This window comes from Caldalkalibacillus mannanilyticus JCM 10596 (genome assembly GCF_000615945.1).
GTDB classification, from domain to species: Bacteria; Bacillota; Bacilli; order Caldalkalibacillales; family JCM-10596; genus Bacillus_AT; species Bacillus_AT mannanilyticus.
Genome location: NZ_BAMO01000001.1, coordinates 1 through 19,178 on the forward strand (window position 1 = coordinate 1; position 19,178 = coordinate 19,178).

General features: G+C 39.0%; 24 protein-coding genes. 16 read left to right on the forward strand and 8 right to left on the reverse strand.

The genetic code is table 11. The features are described 5' to 3' along the window. Nucleotides 1–69 precede the first annotated feature (69 nt). Nucleotides 70–864, forward strand: a complete 795-nt coding sequence (locus JCM10596_RS00005; protein ID WP_025025388.1) for a DeoR/GlpR family DNA-binding transcription regulator — start codon at nt 70–72, stop codon at nt 862–864. Then, the gene (locus JCM10596_RS00010; RefSeq protein WP_025025389.1) at nt 851–1,900 is read left to right on the forward strand and encodes an oxidoreductase; all 1,050 of its coding nucleotides are present in this window, start codon (nt 851–853) and stop codon (nt 1,898–1,900) included. Before JCM10596_RS00005 ends, JCM10596_RS00010 begins: the two co-directional genes overlap by 14 nt. A 376-nt stretch (nt 1,901–2,276) precedes the next feature. Here JCM10596_RS00010 and JCM10596_RS00020 read toward each other — a convergent pair whose 3' ends face one another. Next, complete coding sequence (locus JCM10596_RS00020) at nt 2,277–2,642, reverse strand: YybH family protein (RefSeq protein WP_025025391.1); 366 nt, start codon at nt 2,640–2,642, stop codon at nt 2,277–2,279. An 18-nt stretch (nt 2,643–2,660) separates the two neighbouring features. Continuing rightward, nucleotides 2,661–3,056: a hypothetical protein gene (locus tag JCM10596_RS00025; RefSeq protein WP_025025392.1), complete on the reverse strand. Its 396-nt coding sequence runs from the start codon at nt 3,054–3,056 to the stop codon at nt 2,661–2,663. A 158-nt stretch (nt 3,057–3,214) separates the two neighbouring features. Between JCM10596_RS00025 and JCM10596_RS00030 the strand changes: the two genes are divergently transcribed. Together JCM10596_RS00030 and JCM10596_RS00035 are read left to right on the forward strand one after the other, a co-directional pair. Then, nucleotides 3,215–3,406, forward strand: a complete 192-nt coding sequence (locus JCM10596_RS00030; RefSeq protein ID WP_025025393.1) for a hypothetical protein — start codon at nt 3,215–3,217, stop codon at nt 3,404–3,406. 50 nt (nt 3,407–3,456) lie between these two features. After that, nucleotides 3,457–4,371, forward strand: coding sequence for a hypothetical protein (locus JCM10596_RS00035; protein WP_025025394.1), 915 nt, complete (start codon nt 3,457–3,459; stop codon nt 4,369–4,371). Nucleotides 4,372–4,374: 3 nt separating this feature from the next. Here JCM10596_RS00035 and JCM10596_RS00040 read toward each other — a convergent pair whose 3' ends face one another. Genes JCM10596_RS00040 through JCM10596_RS22930 form a run of 3 tightly spaced genes read right to left on the reverse strand, consistent with a single transcriptional unit; the run spans nt 4,375 to nt 5,720 of the window. Then, on the reverse strand, nt 4,375–5,184 hold the full coding sequence (locus tag JCM10596_RS00040; protein WP_025025395.1) for an alpha/beta fold hydrolase: 810 nt from the start codon (nt 5,182–5,184) through the stop codon (nt 4,375–4,377). Further along, nucleotides 5,177–5,491: a hypothetical protein gene (locus JCM10596_RS27205; RefSeq protein ID WP_025025396.1), complete on the reverse strand. Its 315-nt coding sequence runs from the start codon at nt 5,489–5,491 to the stop codon at nt 5,177–5,179. The genes JCM10596_RS00040 and JCM10596_RS27205 overlap by 8 nt, the downstream gene beginning before the upstream one ends. A 10-nt stretch (nt 5,492–5,501) precedes the next feature. Continuing rightward, entirely contained in the window at nt 5,502–5,720 is a 219-nt protein-coding gene (locus JCM10596_RS22930; protein WP_025025397.1) for a PadR family transcriptional regulator, read from the reverse strand. A gap of 339 nt (nt 5,721–6,059) precedes the next feature. Here JCM10596_RS22930 and JCM10596_RS00055 point away from each other — a divergent pair, with 339 nt between their 5' ends. After that, nucleotides 6,060–6,428, forward strand: a complete 369-nt coding sequence (locus JCM10596_RS00055; RefSeq protein ID WP_025025398.1) for a nuclear transport factor 2 family protein — start codon at nt 6,060–6,062, stop codon at nt 6,426–6,428. 37 nt (nt 6,429–6,465) lie between these two features. On the opposite strand, the gene JCM10596_RS00060 is transcribed toward JCM10596_RS00055, so the two are convergent. After that, nucleotides 6,466–7,068: a CBO0543 family protein gene (locus JCM10596_RS00060; protein WP_234410351.1), complete on the reverse strand. Its 603-nt coding sequence runs from the start codon at nt 7,066–7,068 to the stop codon at nt 6,466–6,468. A 186-nt stretch (nt 7,069–7,254) separates the two neighbouring features. Between JCM10596_RS00060 and JCM10596_RS00065 the strand changes: the two genes are divergently transcribed. From JCM10596_RS00065 to JCM10596_RS00085, 5 genes are all read left to right on the forward strand, one after another. Then, nucleotides 7,255–7,830 carry a TetR/AcrR family transcriptional regulator gene (locus JCM10596_RS00065; protein ID WP_025025400.1) on the forward strand — a complete coding sequence of 192 codons (576 nt, stop codon included), beginning with the start codon at nt 7,255–7,257 and terminating at the stop codon, nt 7,828–7,830. Between the two features lie 57 nt (nt 7,831–7,887). Further along, nucleotides 7,888–8,895 (forward strand): medium chain dehydrogenase/reductase family protein, encoded by a 1,008-nt coding sequence (locus tag JCM10596_RS00070; RefSeq protein ID WP_025025401.1) that lies wholly within the window; start codon nt 7,888–7,890, stop codon nt 8,893–8,895. A gap of 113 nt (nt 8,896–9,008) precedes the next feature. Next, nucleotides 9,009–9,329, forward strand: a complete 321-nt coding sequence (locus tag JCM10596_RS00075; protein WP_025025402.1) for a hypothetical protein — start codon at nt 9,009–9,011, stop codon at nt 9,327–9,329. Beyond that, the gene (locus JCM10596_RS00080; RefSeq protein ID WP_051541080.1) at nt 9,326–9,853 is read left to right on the forward strand and encodes a helix-turn-helix domain-containing protein; all 528 of its coding nucleotides are present in this window, start codon (nt 9,326–9,328) and stop codon (nt 9,851–9,853) included. Before JCM10596_RS00075 ends, JCM10596_RS00080 begins: the two co-directional genes overlap by 4 nt. Nucleotides 9,854–9,884: 31 nt before the next feature. After that, nucleotides 9,885–10,238 carry an MmcQ/YjbR family DNA-binding protein gene (locus JCM10596_RS00085; protein ID WP_025025404.1) on the forward strand — a complete coding sequence of 118 codons (354 nt, stop codon included), beginning with the start codon at nt 9,885–9,887 and terminating at the stop codon, nt 10,236–10,238. Between the two features lie 104 nt (nt 10,239–10,342). Here JCM10596_RS00085 and JCM10596_RS00090 read toward each other — a convergent pair whose 3' ends face one another. Together JCM10596_RS00090 and JCM10596_RS00095 are read right to left on the reverse strand one after the other, a co-directional pair. After that, a complete protein-coding gene (locus JCM10596_RS00090) occupies nt 10,343–11,371 on the reverse strand; it encodes a glycine betaine ABC transporter substrate-binding protein (protein ID WP_025025405.1) in 1,029 nt (342 codons plus the stop codon). 141 nt (nt 11,372–11,512) lie between these two features. Beyond that, nucleotides 11,513–13,273 (reverse strand): methyl-accepting chemotaxis protein, encoded by a 1,761-nt coding sequence (locus tag JCM10596_RS00095; protein WP_025025406.1) that lies wholly within the window; start codon nt 13,271–13,273, stop codon nt 11,513–11,515. 245 nt (nt 13,274–13,518) lie between these two features. Here JCM10596_RS00095 and JCM10596_RS22935 point away from each other — a divergent pair, with 245 nt between their 5' ends. The 6 genes from JCM10596_RS22935 to JCM10596_RS00125 all read left to right on the forward strand — a co-directional run bounded on the left by JCM10596_RS22935 (nt 13,519) and on the right by JCM10596_RS00125 (nt 19,095). Further along, on the forward strand, nt 13,519–13,863 hold the full coding sequence (locus tag JCM10596_RS22935; RefSeq protein WP_159102286.1) for a YolD-like family protein: 345 nt from the start codon (nt 13,519–13,521) through the stop codon (nt 13,861–13,863). A gap of 85 nt (nt 13,864–13,948) precedes the next feature. Continuing rightward, nucleotides 13,949–14,116, forward strand: coding sequence for a XapX domain-containing protein (locus JCM10596_RS22940; protein ID WP_034680158.1), 168 nt, complete (start codon nt 13,949–13,951; stop codon nt 14,114–14,116). 217 nt (nt 14,117–14,333) lie between these two features. Continuing rightward, complete coding sequence (locus tag JCM10596_RS00110) at nt 14,334–15,434, forward strand: BMP family lipoprotein (RefSeq protein WP_025025408.1); 1,101 nt, start codon at nt 14,334–14,336, stop codon at nt 15,432–15,434. Between the two features lie 118 nt (nt 15,435–15,552). Next, a complete protein-coding gene (locus tag JCM10596_RS00115; protein WP_025025409.1) occupies nt 15,553–17,073 on the forward strand; it encodes an ABC transporter ATP-binding protein in 1,521 nt (506 codons plus the stop codon). Between the two features lie 7 nt (nt 17,074–17,080). Continuing rightward, the gene (locus JCM10596_RS00120; protein WP_025025410.1) at nt 17,081–18,136 is read left to right on the forward strand and encodes an ABC transporter permease; all 1,056 of its coding nucleotides are present in this window, start codon (nt 17,081–17,083) and stop codon (nt 18,134–18,136) included. 2 nt (nt 18,137–18,138) lie between these two features. Next, nucleotides 18,139–19,095, forward strand: a complete 957-nt coding sequence (locus JCM10596_RS00125; protein WP_025025411.1) for an ABC transporter permease — start codon at nt 18,139–18,141, stop codon at nt 19,093–19,095. Nucleotides 19,096–19,178: the final 83 nt, after the last annotated feature.

Consider the following 19,178-nt stretch of genomic DNA (forward strand, 5'->3'; position numbering starts at 1 on the left):
TTTTTGATTGTTTTTTGCTTCGGGATGGCTTACGCTAAGGAGAGGAAATCTTTATAAGGAGGGTGATTTGTGTCGCAAAAATCTCGTTTAGTTCAAATCCTAGAATGGTTGAAGGTTCAACAGGAAATTAGCCTAGAAGAAATGATGAATCAATTTACTATCTCCCGTGATACAGCTAGACGAGATTTAGTCAAGCTTGAACAGCAAGGAGAAATCGTCCGAATCAAAGGTGGAGCCATTCTTTCATCACATGGCAGTCAAGTCGTACAGTACAGGAGAAGAGAGATTACGGGAGCAAAAGAAAAAATCGCCCAAAAAGCCTGCACCTATATCCATGATCACGATTATCTTCTTCTGGATACTTCGACCACAGTAGAATTGACGGCTCAGTATATAACGGGTAAGGGGATAACGGTAGTAACCAATTCAATAGACATTGTCAATACATTGAGTGAGCAAGTAGAGATTACCGTGTATCTTACTGGAGGAAAATTTAATCCGTTTCAGCGAAATTTTGTAGGATGTCACACAGTGGAAGAGCTAAGAAAATACAAGGTAGATACATTATTTATTGGAGCCTGTGGAATTGGAGAAGAAGGCTTAACCTCCCCTGATGAGGAAGAAGCTTTTGTGAAGAAAAGCATGATCCAAGCAGCTAGAAAAGTGATTGTTCTTGCAGATTATACAAAATTCGAAAAAGAATTTTTTCATAAGGTTTGTGGACTGGAAGACGTGGATGTCATTATTACCGATCAAGAGCCACCTGAAAAAGTGAAACAAAAGATAGAAGAACAGCAGATTGAACTGGTTCTTATTCATCACGTGACTCAAGAAGAAATGAGGGATGAAAATGAAAAAAATTAAAGTAGGATTGATTGGCTATGGACTATCTGGAGCGATTTTTCATGCTCCTTTTCTCAAGGCTTCGGAAAAATATGAGATTGTTAAAGTCATGTCTTCGAATCAGGAGAAGGTACAGAAGGATTTGGGAGATGTACAGATCGTTGATTCCTTGGAAAAAATCCTTGAAGATCAAGAGGTTGAGCTAGTAGTCATCACGACTCCCAACACCTTACATTATGACATGGCGAAGAAGAGCTTATTGCATCAGAAACATGTGATCATAGAAAAGCCAATGGTGATCGACCTAAAAGAGGGACAAGAGCTTATTCAGCTAGCCAAAGAAAAGAATGTCATGCTCAGTGCGTACCAAAATCGTCGCTGGGATGGTGATTTTTTGACCATCAAAGATTTAATCGAGAAGGGTGCTTTAGGTGAAGTATCTACCTATGAGGCACGTTATGATCGATTCCGTCCAGAGGTGCGAGATCGCTGGAGAGAAAAACCAATAGAAGGTTCTGGGATGTTGTATGACTTAGGCTCCCATCTTATTGATCAAGCCTTACATTTGTTTGGTGTCCCTCAGTTTGTCATGGCAGATGTTTTTGCTCAGAGAGAGGGCTCGGAGGTTGATGATTATTTTCATGTGGTTCTGGGATATGAGCGACTACGTGTCATCTTGCATTCAGGCTCGATTGTGAAGGAACAGGGGGCTAAATATAAAGTTCATGGCAGCAAGGGCAGCTATATTAAATATGGCAGCGATGTACAGGAAGGTGATTTACTTAAAGGAAAAAGTCCGCTGGATGCTGATTGGGGAAGGGATCACCCAGACCAGTATGGTCACTTATTTACTGAAAAAGACGGAGAGGATCAGAAGGAGGTTGTTGAAACGCTCCCGGGTTCCTATTTGACCTATTATGAAAAAGTGCATGAGCATATTCGTCAAGGGAAGCCATGCCCAGTTCCGGCAGAAGAAGCGTTAAAAACAATTGAAATGATTCATGCTGCTTTTCAGAGCAGCAAGGAAAAAAGAGTCTTTTTTCTACATGATAAATAGTTCATGCAATACTTTTGAAAAATGGTAATAGATTGAATAAACACCTCTTTTTATGGTATAGTGGATGTAACCGAAACATTACCATAAAGAAGAGGTGTTTCTTAAATGTTAAAAAGTTTTTTGGATTCACAGGTTATACCCTTTTTCATAAAAAACAAAGTTATTAATATACTATTGTTATTAATAGTTTCTATTATAATAATGGATTATTCTCTACTGCTTGTAGATGGAACAGGGACGGTCTATATTTATATCATGCTCCCATTGCTTATATTATCAGTTATCTCGTTATCATGTAATGTAATTAAACAAAGTAAAGGTGAAAGGAATAAAGAATAATCTGAGTTTTTTTAACAGTGCTTCAATTATGATTCAATTAGAAACTACTCAAATGTTCATGAATTAATTTCCATTCATCCTCACTTACTTTTACGAAGACGTTCGTGGCTCTTCCCTTGCCTGAAACAAATTTTCCATTATGATAACCTTCGTATTGATAGGTATAAAGACATGTTGCAGAATGTAGATCAGTCGTAATCCACTCTACATTAGAAGCGGAATAAATTTCATTTTGGATCATGTTCCATGAGTTTTCAAAATACTGTTGTATCTCACTCATGGAGGTACATGTTTTATCTGAAAACCAATAAACGGCTTTTTCGTGTAGTACTTGCGCTACGTTAGAAAAATCATGAGTATTCGTCGCTTTAATATATTGTTCTAATGCTTTTTTGTACCCCATTTTGTTTCCTCCTCAAAGTTAAGAATCGATGGCTGCAATTTTCCAGGTGTTTTTCCATCTAACCAAGGTAAATATGACATTGATCTGCTCCGTTTCTGTCCAATCCGTAGCTGAAACCTCAATGACACTTTCTACTTTTGCTGTATTGTCCGTTATTTCTGTGATATGTATGTCAGTGATGGTAAAAATCAGACGTGTTTCTGTTGTAGGGTCATTTGGTAAGTCTTTCTCTAGAACGGTAAACATTTCTTCTGTTACCGTTAGTTCGAGCCTATCCTTGTCCACTATAGAATATGCTTCTATCATTTCTTCGACAACTGAGATTGCACGTTGTTCTAAATCGGGCTTGGTATATTCCAATACGATGATTCCAAGAATAATGAGAATGATACATGTAGCTTGAATCTTTTTCATCTTTCCTCCTATTTCTACGAATCTCTAAAAATATCATACCATATTTTTTTAGAGATTTTTTAAAGATTGTACAGGAAATGGTTATAGAAGAGTGAAGTCAAAGAGTCCTCATACAGATCAGAAGAATGGCAATACTAAAGCTGAAAGGAGGAGATAGCGTGACTAATATTGTGGATGGAATGGATGCAGCCAGATTTAAGTCGGGAAATCCTGATTATAAAAAAGCGGAGCAACGAAGAAAAGAAGAGAGAAATCAAGAGCCACTGTGCCTAAAAATCCTAAGAACGGATCATAAGGGTTGGATCATAAGTTGGTTAAGAGTGCAGCTAGCACTCTTTTTTCTTTGGTAGTACAATATTAATAAAAATGTAGGAATGAGGAAAAATGGGAGATGACGGAAATGGTTATGTGCAGAGAAGCAATTCTGAATGGAAAAAATATACGGGTGATATTACTATTATTTTTCGTTTCTATGTTTCTTACTTCTTGTGGAGTGATTCATCAGAAAGAGGATACTGTAGTAGATCTCACCAAAGAATCACAAATAGAATCCCCTATACAGGAATTCAAGCTAGACTATCAATTTCCTGACTCTGTTGAACTTGTTTTTTCATCTCTTGAACCAACAGAACTTGCTCTAGAAGATGTGCGAGAGAGCTGGGAATTTATAAAATCGATCCCTTTTGGTGTTGTAGCTGGTGATTCAGTCACTCTTTCGGTCTATAAGGAAACAGATTCGAATCATTTATGTAGCTTTGATTACGAACGGATTGTTTTACTTGAGCATAAAGGGAAGAGCTATGCATATAATGACTGCTTTTCCACCAGTATTGTAGATACTGAACAGTCAGCAGAGCATCGTTCTATCTATTTATTAGAACATGAATACTCACATCAAGATTTATCTTTTGTTTTACAAGGAGCGGTGGAGTTAAGCGCTAATGGTCCGGGCAGAATGCTCTTTTTTTATTATGATGCGAGTCAGCAGAAGTGGTATGGCTTCGAACAGTGGGGCTCTCCTTATCTCATTGATTTGGATGGAGATGGAAGCATTGAGCTTGTTCACCAATTTGAAGGTCTGCATCTTAATTTTCCAGATGTTACGATTTATCGCTGGGCTAACAATGGACTTGAGGTGAGTGATTCAATTAAGAGCATTCTACAAGTCCCGCATTTTCAGCTTAGTTCTGCTCTCCTATCTGAAGAGAACAATCAATCTATTCTTCAATTGAATGCTGTGATTGACAACGATTTTGAGCGTGGTCTGCGAGCCAAATATATGTATCAAGAGGGAAGAATAATCCGCATAGATTAATACTTAGAGATCACAATCGCTCAAAAAACGCTCTGCGATTTGGTTAAACTCAAGAGGAGCATCTACATTAGCGCAATGTCCTGCTCCTGCTAAAACCAATCGTTGTGAATGGGGCTCTAATTTATGGAGCTCCATTGTAGCTTCTTGAATAAGGGGAAGATCATGCTCACCTATAACGAGTAGAAGAGGATAGGGCATTGGCTTAGCCTTCTTGGTAAAAAAACGATTCATGCCTGCCATAGCGGAAAAAGACTTTTTTGTAAAATGCTCCACTCCTTTACTAAATAGATCACGTCCTTGGTCTGTATGACATGAACCAGAAATGATATAACGTTTGAACTTATTCATGGAAAGTAGGGTATAAAAGATCCATTTCAACCCCTCTTTTTTTTGTGCCTTCAAGACACGCTCATTGGCTTTATGAATGGAATACCCACCGACAATCATGACTGATTTTACCCGATTGGGATAATTTTCTGCAAATGCTTGTGCTATCAGAGATCCTAAAGAAACTCCGACAAGGTGACAGGAGGGAATATCATTTTCAGCTAGCAATTGATCTAGGATCTCAGGCATATCTCTTAGTGTGACCTTAGAACCTGCAACTTGAGTTTTTCCATGACCAGGCATATCGATTAAGATAATCTGATAGTTATGTTTAAAATGCTCTATTTGAGGTTCGAAAATCTGATGGTCAGCAAAGGCTGGATGCAACATCACGATCGTTTCTTTCTTTCTATCTCCTATCATATAGTAAGAGATTGTGGCGCTATTAAAAATGAGCTTTTTGACCTGTTTCACAGTTTCAATCATCGCACTTTTCCTCCAGTTCAAGTAATGTTTTTTTAAACCACCCCAGCATACTTTGATGGCTATGAAGCCCCATATCTAATGTTTTAAGTTGGTATTCAACTACAATCTTCAGGTGTTCGGGAATGTCTTTTTTATGGGCTTCAATAGCAGCTTCTTCAAATTCTTGAACGATGGTTTCAAGTTGATTGATGATGGCTGAAATGATCGCATATCGTTCAGTTCGTGTCATAAATCCTAAGAAAAACAATCGTGTTGTTGCATCTTGCTCTAATCGATTTGGAGCGACAGGGGAGGTCATCCAATCCATAAAATAGTTCTTACCTCGTTGGTTTATTGAATAATTTTTTTTGTTGACGACCGCCTTCAACAACTTCGTCCAATTCAATATGACCGTTATCCATCAGTTTTTTTAAGGCGGATTGAATACTCCCAAGACTAGGACTAAAAAAAGGGGATATTTTTTGTTGTAGTATTTTTTTAATATCGTACTGCGACATTTGGCGAATCATTAACAGTCCCAGAATCACAAATTCCATCATATACACTTCCTAATAAGTAGTTAAACTAATTATAACATACCTAATAGGTACATTGGATGTTTTTTTATGAATTCCAACAAACTACTTTAGCGAGGAAGTTTTTTCTTCTTTGGCTTTCTCAGCTTGCTCTTTTCCCGTTTGGTATGGGGAAATAGACTGGAACCCTTATATATTCTTGCCTTTGCCCTAAAATACTAGGTGAGGGGAGCACAAAGACCGAAACAGAATAAAGCGATGCTAATACAAGATAGCAATCCACAAGAAATCTCCTTTTCTCTCACATGCTAGAATCAAGATGAATGATACTAGTAAAGGTGAGGAAGGGAGATTTTAATTATGAGTTCAAACAAAACGTTTTTTCAGCAATTTAATGAGGCTTTTGCCAAAGGGGATATCAATTTCATCATAGAGCATGTGACAGAGGATATTCAGTGGACGATGGTAGGGGAACCCCCTATCAAAGGAAAAGTTGAGTTCAGTAAAGCGTTAGAAACGATGGCCAACGGAGAAACACACGAATTAACGATCTCAAATATCATTACAGATGAACATACCGTTGCTGTCGATGGTATATTTACAATGGTAAGTCAATCTGGAGATGCCAAGAGGTATGCTTTTTGTGATGTTTATCTTTTAGATACACTGGAAAATGAAAAAATAAAGCAAATGACCTCCTACGTGATCACATTAGAAACGAATGGTTGAAGCGATACACTAGACACGGAACTCATTGGTTGTTCTGCTACCTTCGTAACAATCCTAAGAAATATCCTCCTAGGAAGATGGTTAAGATGAGAACAAAATGTATAACTACCCAACCAATAGTTCCATAGCGCAAGTATTTTCTACTCAGCGGTTTTCTTAATGACTCTGGTATGACTTTTCCACCTATCCACTCAAAAACGAGAAGGTAAATCCACCACCAGGTGTAGGAATCCCACAAATGCCAAGTATGATGATATTGGATAAGACGTGTGTTAAGTAAAAAAAGGATTTCTAAGAACATTCCTAGGTGAACGATGACCCAATAAAAAGGAATTTTCCACAGCCATGAGCGAGGGCTGTACCTTACGCTCAGTAAAACAAGCACGGGAAAGAAGAGCGTAATGGCGGTTACTGGCATTTGCGATATCTTAGGAAACAAACGATAGGGAAAAGAGTAAAAATCTAAGCTAACAAATAAATAACAGAGAACATTCCCAACAATAGCGCTTGCTAGAAATAATCCACCGTAGCGTTTCCAATCTAATCTTAATAGAGGGATCAGTGCCAGAATACTGATCCCTATAGCCGTTAAAAGAATATATGTTTCTAGATTGGCTTGAATATTGATATGCTTACTCAAGATCATCATCCCTCATTTGTCCCCTTTTTGGTGTTCTGAACGAATCCCCATTTTTCCCCTATGTAGCATTCCATTTTATTTACATTTTATGTATTTAAATAGCTAAATCTTGTGCTTATCTCCTTATGCCCTCCAATGAATACCTTCTTCTTGACTTTTGGTTAGTATTCACTTACTATAAGTCGTATGAAAAATAATACACATTCAGATAGTAAAAAAGGAGAAATTCTGAAGGCTGCGATTCGCCTCTTTTCCCAAAAAGGGATTGATGGGACCAGTGTCAAGGAAATTGGAATTGAAGCAGGGGTGACGGATGCAGCCCTCTATAAGCATTTTTCCACTAAAAATGAGCTTGCTGTTGAAGTGTTTTCTTATTATTCTGGGTTCTACACTCAATTGATTGATTTTCATGCCTCACAGAAATCCCTGTCGTTTGCGAAAAAGCTGGAAAGCTTCATTCAAGATATAATCGAAAGGATGTGTGAAGACCATTTCGGTATTTTATTGTTGAATCAGCGCCATAAGGTGTTCATGCAAATCGCGCAACAGAACCGCTTGCCTTTTACCGCTTTGTCTGAGTTCATTGCTCAGGGGGTAGAAGAAGGCGTTCTACCACAACAAGACGTACGTTTAACCGCTGTATTGTTTATGGGAGCACTTTTGAGAATAGCTGTTTTTATCGATAATCAGGTGATGACAGAGAGAGATTTGAATATGGCAGAAATTCAACAACGATTTAAAGGTTTAATTGGGCTTTCATAGCCCTTTTATTAGAACTTAAAGTTAGTACTTACTAACTAAATGAAGAGGAGTGATCTTATGCTAAAAAATCAACGTGTGGTGATCCCTACAAATGGAGGGCCTGAAGTATTGCAGCTGATAGAAGAACCGATTCCTCAACCTGCTCCAGATGAAGTGCTGATTCAAGTTCTGGCGACGGGGGTTGCTCATGGTGATCTCATGATGAGAACAGGTTTGGCTCGTTCCCCTTTTCAAAAATCTCCACTTACTCCTGGTTTTGAGGTTGTGGGCGTAGTGAAAGAAGCAGGGAAACATGTGCAGGGGATTCAACTCAACCAACGGGTCGCTGCTTTAACGGTTACAGGAGGATATTCAGCGTATATTTGTCTGAAACAGGATCAGCTTGTTCCTCTACCAGAAGGGATAGATACTGATGAGGCTACCAGTCTGGTTCTTAACTATTTGACTGCTTATCAGATGCTTCATCGAGTGGCAAAAGTGAAGGCTGGTGAAATGATTTTGGTTCACGGAGCTGCTGGGGGAGTAGGGACTGCGATGCTGCAATTGGGGAAACTTGCTCAAGTCGACATGCTAGGGACGGCTTCCGTTTCTAAGCATCCTTTGCTTACCCGTTTAGGAGCCGTTCCTATTGATTATAAACAAACAGATTTTGTTGCAGAAGCCTTAAAAAATTCTCCAGAGGGAATTCACGCTGTTTTCGATGGGATTGGAGGGGAGTATTTCCAACGTTCATTCAAAACCTTACATAAGAAGGGAAGGTTGATCGGGTACGGGTTTCAGAGCAGTTCTTCTAAGAGAGAGATCCTGACAAGTCTATTAAAATTAATGAGTTTAAATCTTCAACTTAGTTCGAAGAAAGCGAAATTCTACAGTATTGTCGTTGAGAGCAGGAAAAAGTCAGAGTTATTAAAGGATGATTTATCTACGCTTTTTCAGCTGCTTTTGGAGCAAAAAATCAAGCCAGTGATTCAGCAACGTTTTCCGTTATCTCAAGTACAAGCTGCTCATCGTCTAATGGAAAGCGGAGCTTTGACTGGAAAGGTTATTTTAACGGTTAATCGTTAAACCCTCTTAACAGATTGTCATTATGTTCATTTTTGATTATCATTCAAAATAACAGAAAGGAATTGTAAAAATCGGACATGATGAAGGAAACGCTAGGTTAGGAGGGACTACTATTGCTCAATGCCGCATTAAAAAGAGAAATCGTATTCAGAGCCAAAGGACACCGATTATTTTTGACTCCCCATCCTCTTCTGCAAAAATACATTTCTCATTACGTATTTTATTTCTCTGATGAGGATACAGTTCATCCAGTAGAGCGAAAACAGACTCATCTAAGCATAGTACCAGATGCCAGTGGCTGTATTGTTTTTAAATGCACTCAGGATGAGATTCATTCCATCCTCTGGGGACCTACTTCGCAGATGCGACAAGTGAAGAATGATGTGGACAAAGGGATGATTTATTTTTTATCGAGTTTTTGCCGGGAGGCTTGAGAGCGTTAACGGGTATTCATCAGACTGAAGTTTCAGACGCTATTTTTTCTTTTCATGATGTCTTAGATCGAACAGCCTCTCTTTTGAAAATGTATCTTACATTGTCAACACATATCCATCCATTCATATCTCATGTTGATCATCTAATGCTAGGGTTATTGGAGAGTCATAATAAACAAAATCCGATTGTCATGTCGTGTTTGGAGAAAGTGAAGCAGCAGCACGGGCGACTTTCGGTTAGAGAACTAGCTACTGGCGAATATGTGAGTGAACGGCAGCTCCACCGGCTCTTTCACGAGTATATTGGAGTGAATGTCAAAACCTTCACTCATATTGTTCGATTGAATCATACGATTAAGCTGATAAAATCTCCTCATAAACTGAGCTTGGCACACATAGCTTTTGAGTCTGGGTACTATGATGAATCCCATATGATCAAAAGTTTTGCTAGCTTTATGGGAGTGACTCCTGGCGTTTATTTGGGGAACATGTCCGATTTTTACAATGAATCATTGAAGTATTGAGATAGGATAGAGATGAGGTGAGAATAGACATATGGTTGAACAATTAAGAGCATACTGCTGTTCTAAATTAGGTGCTGAAGAAAAGTACATGGAAGATTGGGGAGCGTTTAAGTATACTGTGGGAGAAAAAATGTTTGCGATTATAAGTAGTGACAGCAAGAAAAAACCGTTAATATCACTGAAGTGTGATGTTGTTGAATCGGAACATTTGCGTCAACAATACGAGGATATTGTTCCTGGGTACTATCTCAATAAACAACATTGGAATTCAATCTATTATACTCATGGTAGGGTTCCTATGGAGTTAATTGAAGAGCTCATTGAGCACTCCTATAGATTGGTTTTCAATTCGCTGACCAAGAAAAAAAGAGCAGAGATTGAATAAATCTATTGCTAAAACAGAAGCTACCTTACGTAAGGTCTTTTTGACAATCTACATAAGGTAGCTTTTTGTATGGGGGAAGTCACGTTTTTTTTTACTTAAACACTTTACTGTATGGCAGCTTTGATTTTTTCAGCTACATCATTTGGAACCCATTTGGTCCAAACGTCTTCGTAGTTTTGCAAGAACCAAATCGCTGTATCATCAGCGGATAGTCCGTTATCTTCCATATAGAATAAAGCAGTACTTGTCAATTGACTTCCTGTTACATAGTTGCTTAAGAAATCGAATACTTCAGGAGCCGATTCTTTCAGATTTAGATGAGCTGCGACCAATACTTCTGAAGGTGGGAACTTATTTTGATCTGCTGGTTCCTGTAATAATGTCATGTCATATTTCCCCATAAGAGCAGTGGGCTCCCAATAGTAGCCAACCCATGGTTGTTTTGCCTCGAGTGCTTGGCTAATTTCATTTGCTAGTGCGGAATCAGATGGAGGATTTCGATAGTTAAAGGATTGATTAAGCTGATATTCCTCAAAACTTGCCGCTATTTTTCCATGTGCCGACCAAGAATCGAGTGCACTTGTTAAAATTCCTTTGCTAGAATCATTAGGGTCCTTAAATAATTCCCAATATTGTGGTAAATCAAGTAAAGAAGTTAAGGTTGGAGCCAATGCATCCGCTCCAGCAATTAGGTAAGTTGGTACATATAGCCCTTCTTGTCCATCAAAATTATGAGAAACTTCAAAAACCTCTCCTGCAGAAAGCGCTGCCTGATAATCATCATTATTTTTAGACCATAATTCCATTAAGGCATCTATATCTCCTGAAGAGAGTCCTGTTAATACATCAGTCGAAGAACCAGTTATGGTATCTGTGCGATATCCATAACCATGCTCAATTATTTTTTGTGCCACAGAGGTATGGAATCGTACGCTGTCCCAGCCGGCGTCGCCGAATATAATGGTTCTGGAGCTTGCTGGAGTTGTTGCTGGAGCCTCTTCTGTTTTCGTATTGTCAGTTGAAGGAGTGCTTGGAGTGCTACTGCTACCTGAACAAGCAGTCATGATGACTAATAATAGAATAAGGATAAGTGTTCCCCAATGATGGCGTTTTGTTTTTATTTTTTGAAGCATAAGAACCCTCCTTTTATTTTGGTGAAAATTTTCATCTGTTAAAAGGCTGATAAGGAATGATTTCGTAAAGTTTTTTAGCAAAGGGTTTTACAGTATGAGTGATTTAATCGGCATCACCTCCCAATAAGATTGCTGTTCAGATCAAAGCTTAAACTGTGAAATAATCCTGTTTAAGTTTTGGACAATGGCGGATAATTTAGAGGAATGGTCCACAACACTGTTCATAGAATGACTCACTTCATCAGCTGAAGCAGTTGTTTCTTCTACTCCAGCCGCAGACTCTTCCACTATAGAAGCAATTTGCTCAATGGAGCTCTTGATTTCATCACTACTATTCATATTTTCATTTAGCCGTTCTGAAATTTTCTGAATTCGCCCAAACATTTCTTCGACCGCTCCGTTGATCGAATGAAAGTATTGGCTTGTTTCTTGGATTTGTGTTTTCCCTTGCGTTACACGTTCATATCCGTGTTGTAGTGTGTCTGTTACCACCTTAGATTCGTCTTGAATTCCCTTGATAATATTTGTAATATTGGTTACCGAATGAGCGACCTGAACAGATAGCTTTCTTACTTCATCTGCTACTACAGCGAAACCACTTCCAGCTGCTCCAGCTCTAGCGGCTTCGATGGCAGCGTTTAAGGCTAATAAGTTCGTTTGATCGGCAATGTCACGTATTACTTCTACTAATTTAGAAACCTCTTGATTTTTTTGATGCAATCCTTGCACCTTAATGAGAGAATCCATTACAACCTGATGAATGTTTTGCATTTCATTGAGGGAAGTATCCATGTGATGCTGCCCTTGACTAGCCATTTTTAGTACAGTTTCTGAAGAATTTTTCAATAGTTGACCCTCTTCGCCAACCTGCACAATTTGTTGATTGAACTTCGTAATATGCTCAGCAATGTCTGTCGAGAGAGAAGCAGTATGGACAACGCCTGTAGAGAGCTCAGACATGGCTAAAGCAATTTGTTCCCCACCGATTTTAACCTGTTCCCCAGTGTTTTCTAGGACTTGACTTTGCTCATTCATGACACCTGACGCATCTTTGATGGAGTGGATAATAGAGGAAAGATTCTCACTCATGGTATTGATCGTTGCTGCAAGCTTACCGATTTCATCCCTACCTGTATAAACAATCTTCTCAACATTGAGGTTGCCTTGAGCGATTTGACTGCTAATATCAACAACCTTATTTAGGTTGACACGAACGACTCGATTTACAAACCAGATGATCGTACTTCCTATCACTAATGAAGCAACAATAGCTATAACCAGAATAAGCATGGTAAAGGATAAGCTTTCATAAGCATTATGGAGGGATTGATCTCGTTCATTTTCTAGAACAGTACGCAGTTCTTGAAGAGTAGCAATATTATCTGTTCGGATACGATTGGCTTTGATACGGGATGTACCAATTTTTGCGGTTTCGCCCATTTCGTGATAGACGAGAATTTCATTGAGGAAAACGTCAATTAGCTCTTCTTGTTTTTGTTCGACTTGATAGAATAAAACTTGCAGTTCTTCGGAGCTTAAATGAATTTCATTCATTAACTGTGAAAAGGTTTGATTGGCTTTTTTAAAATCTTCTATGGGCTTTTGGTTAGGGGCATTTAGATATTCGGCGATGTAACCATACTCGACTTGAAATAGTGAACCTAGTTCCATGATCTTCACGGCTTGATTTGATTTTTCACGTATCTCTGTAAAGCTGTGCTGAGTATTCGATAAGAGGAAGTAGATGACTCCAGTGGATATCATAAATAGGAGAAGACTAATGATGAAACCAACACCATATTTCATTCCTATTTTTAAATTTCTAAACCGTAATCTGGAGATCCTTAATTGTTGGATAAAAAGAAGAAGTTTTTTTGTTTTAAAAATTCTGATATTTCTCATCGTATCGCCTCCTTATCATTAATTGAGCAGGTCATTGAATGCAAAATAGGAGCATAAGGATCACAATGGTATTAAATACACAAATTCGACACAATTATACAAAATCCTTTTTAAAGGATATAGTAATATTTACCGTATTATTTTGTATTGTAAAAAATCAATGAACTTGAATAAAGTGCAGGGAATCGCATATAATGAAACAAGAACATATGTTCTTAATTCATCTAAGAAAGGAAGATTCTCAAATGAAACCAAACAAACTAACCCCTGGACAGAATCTGAAGTGGGAAGCGAGTCGCATGATGTTGCCAGAGCATGTCACCCAGCTACAGCAGTATCGCTTAGACTGTCGTAGAAAGAAGCGTCCAGAACTAGATGAACAGCAACTAGAAGAGTTTCAGAGAATGCTACGAGATTATATTCAAAGTAATATTCCACTTTTCTTGACGATCTATGGTGAGTTTGAAGATCGGGACGTCAGAGGGAAGATTACGAAGATGGACCCTTTAATCAAAAGAGTAAAACTAGAGTTTGAAGAGGGCGAATTTGAATGGATTTCGTTTCACGATATAGTAGATATTTATCTATGATGGATAGTGAATATTTTTACCTTGTCATAGAGTACAATAAGGTGATACCTTATTAACTGATTACGAAGATGGAAGGAGTGAGAAGATGAGGGAAGTATTATTAGCACTGCTCGCTGGTTTTTTGGTCGGGCTCCTATTTAAGGTTTTGAAGCTCCCTCTCCCAGCTCCGCCAGTGTTAGCGGGTGTGATGGGGGTTCTTGGTGTTTATTTAGGCGGGTTGTTTGCCGATCGAATTATACAGTTTTTTCAATAATATTTACTATTGTCGATCTTGTAAATATTTTGTCAAAAAATCTTTCAAGAAAGGGTTTACATTTTTCTAAAATATCTTATACTTGGAGATAGAGGTTGGACGTCCTACGCATAACGAGTGTGAGATATATTGACTTGATTTTAAGACAGTATATGCTATATTCTTTATGTAATGTTTTTTAAAACCTTACATCAACTAAACTAGGGGGTACATACTAATGAAGAAGGCAAAAGTTTTTAGTCAATTGCTCGTGTTAATGTTAGTGTTAGGGCTCGTCTTAGCAGCTTGCGGACAAGCGCCTGCTGAGCCAGAAGCAACACCAGGTGCCGAAGCACCAGAACAACCACCAGCAGAGCAAACAGGTGAAGCGTTCAAAGTAGCAATGGTAACTGACGTCGGTGGAGTGGACGATAATTCCTTCAACCAATCTGCATGGGAAGGTCATGAAAGAATGGAACAGGAATTAGGGTATCAAGTAGCTTACTTACAATCTACTTCTGATGACCAATACCAACCAAACTTAAATCAATTAGTAAGACAAGGAAATGATTTGATTTGGGGAATTGGCTTTATGATGGCTGACGATATTGCAGAAGTAGCTGCTGCGAATCCAGATTCTCAATTTGCAATCGTAGACTTTGTTTACACAGATAATGATGGAAACTTAGCAATACCTGATAACGTAGTAAGTGTTGCTTTTGATGAGCATGAAGGTTCTTTCTTAGTAGGACTTATTGCTGGTCATATGACAAAAACAAATAAAGTGGGCTTCTTAGGTGGAGTTAAATTTGCTCTTATCGAGAAGTTCGAATACGGATTCATGGCAGGAGTAAAAGCTGCGAATCCAGATGTTGAAGTGATTAGAAACTATGCAGGTGCTTTTGATAAAGCAGATCTTGGTCAACAGTTTGCCTCTACGATGTATGATCAAGGAGCAGATATTATTTATCATGCTTCAGGTGGTACAGGAGATGGAGTCTTCATCGAAGCGAAGCAACGTAATGGCGTGTGGGTTATTGGTGTAGATAAAGACCAATCCTTCTTAGGAGAAGAAGTAACGTTAACATCTATGGTTAAGCGCGTAGATAACGCAGTATATAGCGTTTCTCAAGAAACAGCAGATACTGCTTTCCCTGGTGGACAAATCAGAAGCTTTGGTTTAGCTGAAGATGGTGTAGGAATCGCTGCTACTCAAACGAACTTAACAGCAGACGTGCTTAAATTGGTGGAAGAATTCCGTCAAAAAATCATTAACGGTGAGATCAAAGTACCTCAAACAGAAGCAGAATACGCAGAGTATGAAAAAACGTTAAAATAAGATAAGCTTTTCCTTAAGTAATGAAGTTTTTCATTATAAACAAATAACAAGGCTAGCTGGTCTAGCCTTGTTTTGCACTTATAGGAAGCCTGAACAAAGCTTTGGGAGGTGACAAGTGATGGAATACATCATTGAAATGCGAGAGATTACGAAAGTGTTTCCAGGAATTGTGGCAAACGACGGCATTAATCTCAAGGTAAAACCAGGAGAAATCCACGCTCTCCTAGGTGAAAATGGAGCAGGAAAATCAACTTTGATGAATGTCTTGTTCGGGCTTTATCAGCCTGAGGGTGGAGAAATTCATGTAAAAGGTCAAAAAGTAAAGATTACTGATCCAAATGTGGCGAATGATTTAGGGATAGGCATGGTTCACCAGCACTTTATGCTTGTAGATAAGTTTACCGTGACTGAAAACATCATTCTTGGTATGGAACCTAGTCAATACGGAAAAATAAACATGGCTGAAGCCATCAAGCAAGTGGAGAAAATCTCGAACCAATATGGTCTTAAAGTAGATCCAAGAGCAAAGATCGAAGATATCTCTGTGGGGATGCAGCAAAGAGTAGAGATTTTGAAAACGCTATATCGCGGAGCAGAGATCCTGATTTTTGATGAGCCTACAGCGGTGCTAACTCCTCAGGAGATTAAAGAATTGATTCAAATTATGAAAGAGCTTGTCAAAGAAGGGAAATCCATCATTCTTATTACTCATAAGCTCAAAGAAATTATGGAAGTCTGCGATTCAGTTACCATTATAAGAAGAGGAAAATGGATTGGCAGTCTTTCTGTAAGTGAAACGGATGAAGATGATCTGGCTGCTAAAATGGTGGGACGTGAAGTTACCTTTAAGGTGGACAAGCAGGAAAGCAAACCAGGTGAAAAGGTACTAGAGATCAAAGACCTTGTGGTCAAAGACCATCGTGGCATCAATGCGGTTGATCAATTAAGTCTGGAATTGTTTGAAGGGGAAGTCCTGGGTATTGCTGGGGTAGATGGAAATGGGCAATCAGAGTTGATTGAAGCGATTGCAGGGCTACAGTCGGTCCACTCAGGAGAAATTAAACTCAAAGGTAAATCCATTCAAGGAAACACGCCTCGAGATATGTATGGTGAAGGGCTAGGGCATATTCCTGAAGACAGACATAAAAGAGGGTTAGTATTAGACTTTACCATCGGAGAGAATATTGTACTTCAAACGTACCATCAACCTCCTTTTTCAAAGAATGGAATCTTAAGCTATGCTCAAATCTATAGCCACGCTAGACGATTGATTGAAGAGTTTGATGTGCGAACTCCGTCAGAATTAACACCTGCTAGAGCCCTTTCAGGAGGGAACCAGCAAAAAGCGATTATAGCCAGAGAAATGGATCGAGATCCAGCACTCTTAATCGCTGCTCAACCAACAAGAGGTCTTGATGTAGGAGCCATTGAATACATTCATAGACGGATTATTGAACAACGAGATCGTGGACGAGCGGTCTTACTCCTTTCACTAGAGCTAGATGAGATTATGAATTTAAGTGATCGAATCGCTGTTATTTATGAAGGAAAGATTGTAGGGATTGTCAATCCGAAGGAAACGACTGAACAAGAATTAGGATTATTAATGGCTGGAAGTACTGTTAAGCAAAGAAGGTGATCATTAGATGAACAATAGACTATTCTCCATCACTGTTCCGCTTGTGTCCGTCGTCCTGGGATTATTTGCGGGAGCCATCATTATGTGGGTTTTTGGCTTTGATGCATTAGGTGCCTATGTTTCCCTATTCCAAGGTGCCTTTGGTGATATGTATGTACTAGGGGAAACAATAAGAGCAATTACACCGCTTATATTAACAGGACTAGCAGTAGCGTTTGCTTTTAAAACGGGTCTTTTTAATATAGGGGTAGAGGGTCAATTAATTGTCGGTTGGCTAGCTGCCGTGTATGTGGGAGTGACATTTGATTTACCGGCTGTCATTCACATTCCATTGGCAATCGTAGCGGCAGGGGTAGCAGGAGCACTGTGGGCTTTCATTCCTGGTTTCTTAAAGGCAAAGCTTCATGTTCATGAAGTTATCACAACCATCATGATGAACTATATTGCCTTGAATACCGCGAATTATATAATCAGAGAATTTTTGAAATCTTCTTCTGAAAGAACAGAAAGAATTGTTCCATCTGCTTCTCTGCAAATAGGATGGTTAACGGATCTGTTCGATAAATCAAGGATTCATATTGGGATTTTTATCGCGCTGTTAGGTGCGTTGGCATTATGGTTTATTTTAACTCGAACTAAACTGGGCTTTGAACTTAGAGCTGTAGGTTTTAATAGTCACGCATCCGAATATGCGGGGATGAATGTAAAAAGAAACATCATCTTGTCTATGATGATCAGTGGTGTTTTTGCTGGAATTGCTGGTGCGGTTGAAGGATTAGGAACGTATGGCTATATGCCTATTCGAGCAGGATTTACTGGAATTGGTTTTAGCGGAATCGCTGTAGCCCTTCTAGGTGCAAATGCAGCCATTGGTATTATTTTAGCTGCCTCATTATTTGGTAGTTTACAGGTTGGAGCGCTTACGATGCAAGGAGTATCAAAAGTACCAACGGAAATTATCGATGTTGTAATTGCACTGATTATTTTCTTCGTAGCTTCTAAATATGTGGTTGAATGGATATTGAGTAAAAGGAAAAAGAAGGAACAGAGGGAGGTTACGTAGAGATGGATATTAATATTTTAGCATCGATGCTTCATAATACATTTATTTTTGCTACACCGATTATGCTAGCCGCTTTAGGTGGCCTATTCTCTGAGCGTTCTGGGGTTGTTAATATTGGTCTTGAAGGCCTCATGGTTATGGGAGCCTTCAGTGCAGCCATTTTCACGCTATTTGGTGCAGAGTGGGGTCTAGGAGCTTTTGCCCCGTGGTTTGCGATTCTGGTTGCCGTGCTGATGGGAATCCTGTTTTCACTACCTCATGCGGTTGCTTCGATTTCATTTAAAGCAGATCAGGTTGTTAGTGGGGTGGCGCTTAACTTCTTAGCTGCTGGACTTTCTATCTTCTTAGTAAAGTCAATCTTTAGCGGCAGAGGTCAGACACCTACCTTATCGGGATTAGAAAAAATAACGATTCCTGTACTAAGTGACATTCCGTTTTTTGGGAGAGTCTTATTTACAGCTTATCCGACAACCTATATTGCTTTTGCGATTGTGGCTATTATCTTTTATGTTGTTTATAAAACGTCTTTTGGTCTTCGACTTCGTTCAGTGGGTGAACATCCGAAAGCGGCTGATACCATGGGGATTAAGGTATTAAGAATGAGATATATTGGAGTTATGCTAAGTGGAGCGTTAGCTGCTTTTGGTGGAGCTCTCTATCCCTTAACTTTCTCTGGAAACTTCTCTCATAATACCATCTCAGGACAAGGTTTCATGGCTCTTGCCGCCTTGATTTTCGGTAAGTGGCATCCAACAGGAGCGATGGGAGCAGCATTATTCTTCGGTTTTGCCAATGCCTTAGCCATTACAGGACAAAGCTTTGGTTTAACCAATTATGTGCCCCAAGAGTTTCTCTTTATGTTCCCTTACCTGATTACAATTATCGCTTTGGCTAGCTTTGTAGGACGTGCTGTTGCTCCTTCAGCGCTAGGAACACCATACGATAAATCGGGAAGATAAGACAGGCTATCGAATATTGACTTTGAGTAGTTATTATACCTTTTAGCTGTAGCCTTCATCAGGTTCGCGCTAAAAGGTATTTT

What these genes read in the sequence shown, in the direction of transcription:
- JCM10596_RS00095 (WP_025025406.1), bottom strand. Translation starts at nt 13,273, where the DNA reads ATGAGAAATATCAGAATTTTTAAAACAAAAAAACTTCTTCTTTTTATC.
- JCM10596_RS00110 (WP_025025408.1), top strand. Translation starts at nt 14,334, where the DNA reads ATGAAGAAGGCAAAAGTTTTTAGTCAATTGCTCGTGTTAATGTTAGTG.
- JCM10596_RS00040 (WP_025025395.1), bottom strand. Translation starts at nt 5,184, where the DNA reads ATGATTGAAACTGTGAAACAGGTCAAAAAGCTCATTTTTAATAGCGCC.
- JCM10596_RS00065 (WP_025025400.1), top strand. Translation starts at nt 7,255, where the DNA reads ATGAAAAATAATACACATTCAGATAGTAAAAAAGGAGAAATTCTGAAG.
- JCM10596_RS00125 (WP_025025411.1), top strand. Translation starts at nt 18,139, where the DNA reads ATGGATATTAATATTTTAGCATCGATGCTTCATAATACATTTATTTTT.
- JCM10596_RS00025 (WP_025025392.1), bottom strand. Translation starts at nt 3,056, where the DNA reads ATGAAAAAGATTCAAGCTACATGTATCATTCTCATTATTCTTGGAATC.
- JCM10596_RS22940 (WP_034680158.1), top strand. Translation starts at nt 13,949, where the DNA reads ATGAGGGAAGTATTATTAGCACTGCTCGCTGGTTTTTTGGTCGGGCTC.
- JCM10596_RS00010 (WP_025025389.1), top strand. Translation starts at nt 851, where the DNA reads ATGAAAAAAATTAAAGTAGGATTGATTGGCTATGGACTATCTGGAGCG.
- JCM10596_RS00085 (WP_025025404.1), top strand. Translation starts at nt 9,885, where the DNA reads ATGGTTGAACAATTAAGAGCATACTGCTGTTCTAAATTAGGTGCTGAA.
- JCM10596_RS00120 (WP_025025410.1), top strand. Translation starts at nt 17,081, where the DNA reads ATGAACAATAGACTATTCTCCATCACTGTTCCGCTTGTGTCCGTCGTC.
- JCM10596_RS00020 (WP_025025391.1), bottom strand. Translation starts at nt 2,642, where the DNA reads ATGGGGTACAAAAAAGCATTAGAACAATATATTAAAGCGACGAATACT.
- JCM10596_RS00090 (WP_025025405.1), bottom strand. Translation starts at nt 11,371, where the DNA reads ATGCTTCAAAAAATAAAAACAAAACGCCATCATTGGGGAACACTTATC.
- JCM10596_RS22930 (WP_025025397.1), bottom strand. Translation starts at nt 5,720, where the DNA reads ATGGAATTTGTGATTCTGGGACTGTTAATGATTCGCCAAATGTCGCAG.
- JCM10596_RS00115 (WP_025025409.1), top strand. Translation starts at nt 15,553, where the DNA reads ATGGAATACATCATTGAAATGCGAGAGATTACGAAAGTGTTTCCAGGA.
- JCM10596_RS00070 (WP_025025401.1), top strand. Translation starts at nt 7,888, where the DNA reads ATGCTAAAAAATCAACGTGTGGTGATCCCTACAAATGGAGGGCCTGAA.
- JCM10596_RS00055 (WP_025025398.1), top strand. Translation starts at nt 6,060, where the DNA reads ATGAGTTCAAACAAAACGTTTTTTCAGCAATTTAATGAGGCTTTTGCC.
- JCM10596_RS22935 (WP_159102286.1), top strand. Translation starts at nt 13,519, where the DNA reads ATGAAACCAAACAAACTAACCCCTGGACAGAATCTGAAGTGGGAAGCG.
- JCM10596_RS27205 (WP_025025396.1), bottom strand. Translation starts at nt 5,491, where the DNA reads ATGGATTGGATGACCTCCCCTGTCGCTCCAAATCGATTAGAGCAAGAT.
- JCM10596_RS00035 (WP_025025394.1), top strand. Translation starts at nt 3,457, where the DNA reads ATGGTTATGTGCAGAGAAGCAATTCTGAATGGAAAAAATATACGGGTG.